This window comes from Polymorphobacter sp. (assembly GCF_051860865.1).
In the GTDB taxonomy this organism is placed as follows: Bacteria; Pseudomonadota; Alphaproteobacteria; order Sphingomonadales; family Sphingomonadaceae; genus Sandarakinorhabdus.
Genome location: NZ_JBIMKZ010000048.1, coordinates 1 through 6,537, shown reverse-complemented (window position 1 = coordinate 6,537; position 6,537 = coordinate 1). Strand labels below are relative to the sequence as shown.

The window sequence follows — 6,537 nt, the reverse complement described above, 5'->3', positions numbered from 1 at the left end:
CCGCAACAGGGGCGAATCGCGCCGGACAATGGCCACAGCCCTGCGCAGGCGTCAACCGCAGCCCGGCCGCAGCCCCGGCCATAAGTATATTTCCCAACTCGCCGTTGATTTGACGGATGCTAACCTATGTTCTTATATGAGTCGTGCAACTAACTGAAATCGGGAGTAGCTATTTCCATGCAAGCCGCCTCTCCCCAACCCGAGCTCGAGCGGCTGGTCACGGCTCTCGGCCGGATCGAAAATGCGCTTGCGACGCGCGAGAAAGATCATGTGCGCCTTCAGCGCATCGAGGCCGAGGCACGCGAAATACTCACGGCTGTTGACACCCTGCTCGAAATGCCGAGCTGATGGCGCAAGTGACCGTTCAGATCGCCGGCCGCAGCTATTCGCTGGCCTGCAAGGAGGGCGGCGAGGCCCATCTCGAGAGCCTGGCTGCCGACGTCGGCACCAAGGTCGACCGGCTCGTCGAACAGCTCGGGCCGATGCACGAGCCGCGGCTGCTGCTGATGGCGGCGCTGATGCTGGCGGACGAGCTGCGCTCGGCCGCGCCGGCATCGGCAGACCCGGCCGTTGCCGACCCGGCCCTGGCCGAGGCGCTGGCGACGATCGCCGATCGTGCCGAAGCGCTGGCCCAGCGGCTGGAAGCCCCCGTCGGCGCTTGATGCCGCCGCCGATGATGGCTTGAGACTGGCAGGGATCGCGCCTATCTATGGGGAGGCGGGTACTGCCCGGCACGAGCGACGAGCATCCCTGAGGCGATTCACATCCTAAGGGAGCTGGCTCTGGGCGGATCCTGGTCCGCTCTACCCGGCGCCCACCTGACGTACTTGGCGTCAGAGGATCTTCATGCAAACGACCCATGGCGGTCCCGCCACCCCGCCCCTGCCCCAAGAAAAGCCGGCGCTGCGCCGGATTTTTCGCCAGCGCCGGCGGGCGCATGTCGCTGAAATCGGCACCGAGGGATGCCTGGTCGCTGCGCAGGCACTCGCCGCGATCCTGACGCCGCTGCGCACGGTGGCGGGACCGGTTGCCAGCTATGCCGCTCAGGGCGACGAGATCGATCCGCGCTGGGCGGAAAGCATCTTGGGCTCCCTCGCCCTGCCACGCATCGCCGGGGACGATCTGCAGTTTCATGTCGCCCCGCACCAACGGCTGATCGCCGGCCCGCTCGGCATCCTGCAGCCGCCCGTCGATGCGCCGGAGATCAGCCCCCGGCTGCTGCTGGTGCCGGTGCTCGCTGTCGCCCGTGATGGCGCCCGGCTCGGCCAGGGCGGCGGCTATTATGACCGGACGCTGGCCCGGCTGCGTGCCCAGGGGCCGGTGATCGCCATCGCCATGGCCTTCGACGTGCAGATTGCCGAGGCGCTGCCCCTGGAGCCGCATGACGAGCGGATGGACTGGATCGCGACACCAACACAACTGGTCGAATGTCGACAAAGCCGCTAGAGACGGCTGATGGTCCCTGTATCCGAACCAAGCTGGCGCAAGCCTGTCGGCGTCCTGGCGCTTATCGCCTATATCGTCATCTATGCCGTGCTGGTGGCCAGCGCCGCCGACTGGCTGTCCACGCTGCCGACCGCGCTGATGGTCGGGGCCTATCTGATCCTCGGGCTCGCCTGGGTCTTGCCGCTCAAGCCGCTGTTCGTCTGGATGAACACCGGCCGCTGGAGCCGGTCTTGAGCCGCCCTGCCACCCGGCCGGTGCCCGCCGATCCGCTTCCGGCCGAGGACTGTGCGACGATGGCCGAGGTACGCGCCGGGGTCGACGCGCTCGACCAGGCGCTGGTGGCGCTGCTTGCCCAGCGCTTCGCCTATATGGACGCCGCCGCGCGCATCAAGCCGGCGCGGAACCAGGTTCGCGACGAAGCGCGCAAGGCCGTAGTCATCGCCAATGTCGCCGCGGCTGCCGCCGAGGCCGGACTGCCCGACGGGCTGGCCGAAGCGCTCTGGGAAACGCTGGTTGAAACGTCGATCGCGCATGAGCTGGCGCGCTGGGATGGCCTGCGCAAACCCCTGCTCTGAAACGGCAATTTCCGGAAAGTTAGAAACCGCCAAGGAGTGGCGCGAGTGACGGGGCTCGAACCCGCGACCTCCGGCGTGACAGGCCGGCGCTCTAACCAACTGAGCTACACCCGCAGATCTCTCGGCGAGAAGGCGCGTCTAGATACCCCCCCTGCCCCTGTCAAGCACCGGACGGGTATTGGGCGGCTCTAATCGGTATCCGTCTCACCGACCGGCGCCGCCAGCCCGCGCTGGCGGCCGAGCGCAGCCTCAAGTGCCGCCTCGTCGACGGCGCCTTCCCAGCGGGTGATCACCACGCAGGCGACGGCATTGCCGATGAAGTTGGTCAGGGCCCGGCATTCGGACATGAAGCGGTCGATGCCGAGAATCAACGCCATCCCGGCCACCGGCACGCCCGGGACCACGGCCAGCGTCGCCGCCAGCGTGATGAAGCCGGCGCCTGTGACGCCAGCGGCGCCCTTGGAGCTGAGCATGGCGACGCCGAGCAGGAGCAATTGCTCGCCCAGCGTCAGCTCGACATTGGTGGCCTGGGCGATGAACAGCGCCGCCAGCGTCATGTAGATGTTGGTTCCATCGAGGTTGAACGAATAGCCGGTGGGCACCACCAGCCCGACGATCGGCTTGGGGCAGCCCGCCGCCTGCATTTTCTCCATCAGGCTGGGCAGCGCCGCTTCGGACGAGCTGGTGCCGAGCACCAGGAACAGCTCGGCCTTCAGATAGACGATCAGCCGGAGGATCGAGAATCCCGCCAGCCGCGCCACCACGCCGAGCACGATGAGCACGAACAGCAGCGAGGTGATGTAGAAAGTCGCCAGCAGCCCGACGAGATTGGCGATCGCCCCCGGCCCGAAGCGGCCGATGGTGAAGGCGAAGGCGCCGAACGCCCCGATCGGCGCCAGCGCCATGAACATCGCCACCAGCCGGAACACCACCGCCTGCGCCGATTCGAGAAACCGTAGCAAGGGCGCACCGGCATCGCCGACCAGCCCCAGCGCGATGCCGGTGGTGATGGCGAGGAACAGCACCTGCAGCAGGTTGCCGCTGGTAAAGGCGCCGAGCATCGAATCGGGGATGACCTCGGTGATGAAACCGACGATGCCGCTGTCTTCGGCCTTCTGGACATATTCGGCGACGGCGCCGGTCTCGAGGCTGGCGGGATCGATGTTCAGGCCGGCGCCCGGACGCACGACATTGGCCACCACCAGGCCGATGACCAGCGCCAGTGTCGACACGCTGAGGAAATAGGCGAAGGTGCGGCCGACGACCCGGCCGAGCCGGCCCAGCCCGCGCATGCCGGCGATGCCGGTGACGATGGTGAGGAACACCACCGGCGGCACTACCATCTTGACCAACCGGATGAAGCCATCGCCGAGCGGCTTCAGTGCCACGCCGGTCTCCGGCGACAGCCAGCCGAGCAGGCCGCCGGCGACGATCGCCACCAGCACCTGGACATAGAGCTGCCGCCAGAAGGGTCTGGCGACAGCGGGCACCGGGTCAGCAATGATCGCGATGGCCTGGGATCCTTGTTGTTTGCCGATGCTGTTCATGCGGCGGCAGATGCATGTGGGCAAGCCGGATCAGCCGGGCGTGTCTCGCGTGAAAGGCAACGCCAGCGCGGCGGCCAGTGGCTGCGTCGCCAGGCCGGGAATGCCGATGCCGACGTCCGGGCGAGCAGCGGAGAAGGTGCCATGGACCCGGTCCCAGAGGCTGAGGCCGGAGGAATAGTTCGAATCGAGCGCGGCGGCGTCGGCGCGGTGGTGGATGTCGTGCATCCCCGGCGTCGTCAGGAACCAGGCCAGCTCCCGGTCAGCGCCCAGCTTGAGGTCGGCATGGTGGAAGGCGACATTGGCGAAGAACCAGCCGCCGTAAAGTGCCAGCGCCCGGGGGCTAGCGCCGATCAGCCGGACCTCGGCGAGCCGCAGCGGTACCGACAGCGCCATGTCCAGCCCGTGGAAGCGCAGCGCCGTCGTCCAGTCCATCGCCTGGTCGCTGTGATGGACCCGGTGCAGCCGCCAGAGCAGCGGCACCCGGTGGGTGGCGACGTGCCAGTGATAGGTCGCGTAATCGAGCAGCAGGATCGCTGCGAGGTCACGCAGCCAGGCGCCGGGCAAGGCCTGCACCAGCCCCTGCCGCCGGGCGACGACGCGGCCGGCGAGCCGCATCGCAAGCGGCTGCTCGACGAGCGTCACCACGGCCAGGCTGATGGCGCCGAGTGCGAGGTTGGTACGCAGGCGAGCGCTGTCGGGCATGGCCGCCCTGCGCGGCCAGCGGCGCTCGGCCCAGGCGAGGCCTGCGATGCCTGCCAACGCCAGCAGCAATAGCGACCGGGGCGGGCGCGCTTGCCTCAACGGGATATCCGGCTAGTCTGGATCATCGTCCGAGAAGACCATTCAATCTCCGGGAGATCAATCATGGCCAGCTTCCTCGCGCCGGATATCAGTCGTCGCGGCGCCGCCGCAGCAATCGCCGCCGGCTATGCCGCCATCGCCACTGTCGCCCATGCCGCACCGATCACGACGTCGGACGACGGGCTCGTCACCGCTACGGCCAGCGCCGACGGCCTGCCGCTGTTCGTGGCGCGGCCCGACAAGCCGGGCCGGCATCCGGCGGTGATCGTGGTGTCCGAGGTGTTCGGGGTGCATGAATATATCCGGGATATCTGCCGCAGGCTGGCGCGCCAGGGCTATGTCGCTGTGGCGCCGAGCTTCTTCTTCCGCGCCGACCCGGAGAACCGCCTCGCGTCGATGAAGGAGATGGGCGAAATCATCAAACTCGTCAGCACGGCGAGCTATCCGCAGCAGATGGAAGATGTCGGCCGGACGCTGGATTGGCTTGCCGCCCAGCCGTTCACCGCATCTGGCCGGACCGCGATCACCGGCTTCTGCTGGGGCGGCACGGTGGTGTGGATGGCGGCGGCGCGCTTCCCGGCAATCAAGGCCGGTGTTGCCTGGTATGGACGGTTGTCGGGCGCCGAGGGCCGGGGACGGCCCCTCGACATTGTCGACACGCTCAAGGCGCCGGTGCTGGGGCTTTATGGCGAGAAGGATGGCGGCATTCCGCTGAGCGACGTCGAGGCGATGAACAAGGCGCTGGCGGCGTCCTCGGCGCCGGCGGCGCGGGCGAGCACGATCCGGGTATATGCGGGTGCCGACCATGCCTTCCACGCCGATTACCGTCCCAGCTACAAGGCGGACGCCGCCATGGATGGCTGGAAACGGATGCTGGCGCACTTCAGGGCCAATGGCGTCTAGCATGAGCCTGCTCGATTCTGCCTTGGCCATCGCCCCGGAGATTACCGCGCTGCGCCGCGCCATCCATGCCGACCCCGAGTTAGGGCTGCACAATCCCCGGACCGCCGACAAGATCCGGGCTGCGTTGGCCGACCTGCCGCTCGAATGGCGGCAGGGGCCGAGCACCAGCGGCCTTGTCGCTCGCCTGCAGGGGCCGGCCAATGGCCGCACCGTGCTGCTGCGCGGCGATACCGACGCCTTGCCGATGCCGGAGGATACCGGGCTCGACTTTGCCTCGACGACGCCTGGCGCGATGCACGCTTGCGGGCATGACAGCCATGTCGCCATGCTGGCGGGCGCGGCGCGGCTGCTATGCGCGCGGCGCGACAAGCTGCCGGGCTCGGTGTTGTTCATGTTCCAGCCCGGCGAGGAGGGCCATCACGGCGCGCGCTACATGATCGAGGACGGGCTGCTCGATCCGCTGCCCGATGCGGCGTTTGCGCTGCACATCATGCCCAATGCCCGGCACGGCGTCTTCGCCGGCCGGCCAGGGCCGCTGCTGGCCTCGGCCGACAAGCTGTTCATCACCGTGCAGGGACGCGGCGGCCATGCCTCGATGCCGCATGATGCGCTGGACCCGGTGCCGATCGCGTGCGAGATCGTCGGGGCGATCCAGAGCTATATCACCCGCCAGGTGTCGGTGTTCGATCCGGCTGTTGTCACCATCGGCCGGATCACGGCCGGCACGACCGACAACGTGATTCCCGATCGCGCCGAGATGCTCGGCACGCTGCGCACACTGTCTGCGGAACGCCGGGCCAGCGTCCAGGCCGGGCTGGCCCGGCTGGTCCCCGGTATTGCCGCCGCGCACGGTGCCACGGCCAGCGTGCGATTCGATCCGGGCTTTCCGGTTACCGTCTGTGATGGCCGCGCCGTTGCGCTCGGGCGGACGGTGGCGCGGGGGCTGTTTGGCGATAACGGCTGGGAAGACCTGGCCAACCCGATCATGGGCGCCGAAGATTTCGCCTATGTGCTGGAGAAGGTGCCCGGTGCAATGTTCTTCCTGGGCGCCGCGGTCGATGGCAGCGACTGGCGCAGCTGCTGCGGCCTGCACAGCACGAGGATGATGCTCGACGAAGCGGTGATGCCCCGCGGAGCCGCTTTTCATGCCGCGGTCGCCGAGCATTTTCTCGGGCATGGCCTGGCTTGAGCGAGCGATGGTGCGGGCGGTCGGGCTCGAACCGACACTCCTTGCGGAACGGGATTTTGAGTCCCGCGCGTCTACC

9 protein-coding genes and 1 tRNA gene are annotated in these 6,537 nt (G+C 68.1%); 7 read left to right on the top strand and 3 right to left on the bottom strand.

Annotated features, from left to right (window positions below; translation table 11 throughout):
* Positions 1 to 177 precede the first annotated feature (177 nt).
* The 5 genes from ACTIFJ_RS10015 to ACTIFJ_RS09995 all read left to right on the top strand — a co-directional run bounded on the left by ACTIFJ_RS10015 (position 178) and on the right by ACTIFJ_RS09995 (position 2,021).
* On the top strand, positions 178 to 348 hold the full coding sequence (locus ACTIFJ_RS10015) for a hypothetical protein (RefSeq protein WP_439533968.1): 171 nt from the start codon (positions 178 to 180) through the stop codon (positions 346 to 348).
* Positions 349 to 356: 8 nt separating this feature from the next.
* Positions 357 to 662 (top strand): cell division protein ZapA, encoded by a 306-nt coding sequence (zapA, locus tag ACTIFJ_RS10010; RefSeq protein ID WP_439533967.1) that lies wholly within the window; start codon positions 357 to 359, stop codon positions 660 to 662.
* Positions 663 to 846: 184 nt separating this feature from the next.
* Positions 847 to 1,446 carry a 5-formyltetrahydrofolate cyclo-ligase gene (locus ACTIFJ_RS10005; RefSeq protein ID WP_439533966.1) on the top strand — a complete coding sequence of 200 codons (600 nt, stop codon included), beginning with the start codon at positions 847 to 849 and terminating at the stop codon, positions 1,444 to 1,446.
* A gap of 9 nt (positions 1,447 to 1,455) precedes the next feature.
* A complete protein-coding gene (locus ACTIFJ_RS10000) occupies positions 1,456 to 1,680 on the top strand; it encodes a DUF2842 domain-containing protein (protein ID WP_439533965.1) in 225 nt (74 codons plus the stop codon).
* 59 nt (positions 1,681 to 1,739) lie between these two features.
* Entirely contained in the window at positions 1,740 to 2,021 is a 282-nt protein-coding gene (locus tag ACTIFJ_RS09995) for a chorismate mutase (RefSeq protein ID WP_439533984.1), read from the top strand.
* 37 nt (positions 2,022 to 2,058) lie between these two features.
* Here ACTIFJ_RS09995 and ACTIFJ_RS09990 read toward each other — a convergent pair.
* From ACTIFJ_RS09990 to ACTIFJ_RS09980, 3 genes are all read right to left on the bottom strand, one after another.
* Positions 2,059 to 2,135 (bottom strand) — tRNA-Asp (locus tag ACTIFJ_RS09990).
* A gap of 74 nt (positions 2,136 to 2,209) precedes the next feature.
* Positions 2,210 to 3,532: a C4-dicarboxylate transporter DctA gene (gene dctA, locus ACTIFJ_RS09985; RefSeq protein WP_439533983.1), complete on the bottom strand. Its 1,323-nt coding sequence runs from the start codon at positions 3,530 to 3,532 to the stop codon at positions 2,210 to 2,212.
* Positions 3,533 to 3,598: 66 nt separating this feature from the next.
* Complete coding sequence (locus tag ACTIFJ_RS09980; protein WP_439533964.1) at positions 3,599 to 4,270, bottom strand: sterol desaturase family protein; 672 nt, start codon at positions 4,268 to 4,270, stop codon at positions 3,599 to 3,601.
* 162 nt (positions 4,271 to 4,432) lie between these two features.
* Here ACTIFJ_RS09980 and ACTIFJ_RS09975 point away from each other — a divergent pair, with 162 nt between their 5' ends.
* Positions 4,433 to 5,272, top strand: coding sequence for a dienelactone hydrolase family protein (locus ACTIFJ_RS09975; RefSeq protein ID WP_439533963.1), 840 nt, complete (start codon positions 4,433 to 4,435; stop codon positions 5,270 to 5,272).
* Between the two features lies 1 nt (position 5,273).
* On the top strand, positions 5,274 to 6,461 hold the full coding sequence (locus ACTIFJ_RS09970; RefSeq protein ID WP_439533962.1) for a M20 metallopeptidase family protein: 1,188 nt from the start codon (positions 5,274 to 5,276) through the stop codon (positions 6,459 to 6,461).
* Positions 6,462 to 6,537 lie beyond the last annotated feature (76 nt).

Excerpts from the sequence above, each read along its gene's own strand:
- ACTIFJ_RS09995 (WP_439533984.1), top strand. The coding sequence starts at position 1,740 with ATGGCCGAGGTACGCGCCGGGGTCGACGCGCTCGACCAGGCGCTGGTG.
- ACTIFJ_RS10015 (WP_439533968.1), top strand. The coding sequence starts at position 178 with ATGCAAGCCGCCTCTCCCCAACCCGAGCTCGAGCGGCTGGTCACGGCT.
- ACTIFJ_RS09980 (WP_439533964.1), bottom strand. The coding sequence starts at position 4,270 with ATGCCCGACAGCGCTCGCCTGCGTACCAACCTCGCACTCGGCGCCATC.
- ACTIFJ_RS10005 (WP_439533966.1), top strand. The coding sequence starts at position 847 with ATGCAAACGACCCATGGCGGTCCCGCCACCCCGCCCCTGCCCCAAGAA.
- ACTIFJ_RS10000 (WP_439533965.1), top strand. The coding sequence starts at position 1,456 with ATGGTCCCTGTATCCGAACCAAGCTGGCGCAAGCCTGTCGGCGTCCTG.
- ACTIFJ_RS09970 (WP_439533962.1), top strand. The coding sequence starts at position 5,274 with ATGAGCCTGCTCGATTCTGCCTTGGCCATCGCCCCGGAGATTACCGCG.
- ACTIFJ_RS09975 (WP_439533963.1), top strand. The coding sequence starts at position 4,433 with ATGGCCAGCTTCCTCGCGCCGGATATCAGTCGTCGCGGCGCCGCCGCA.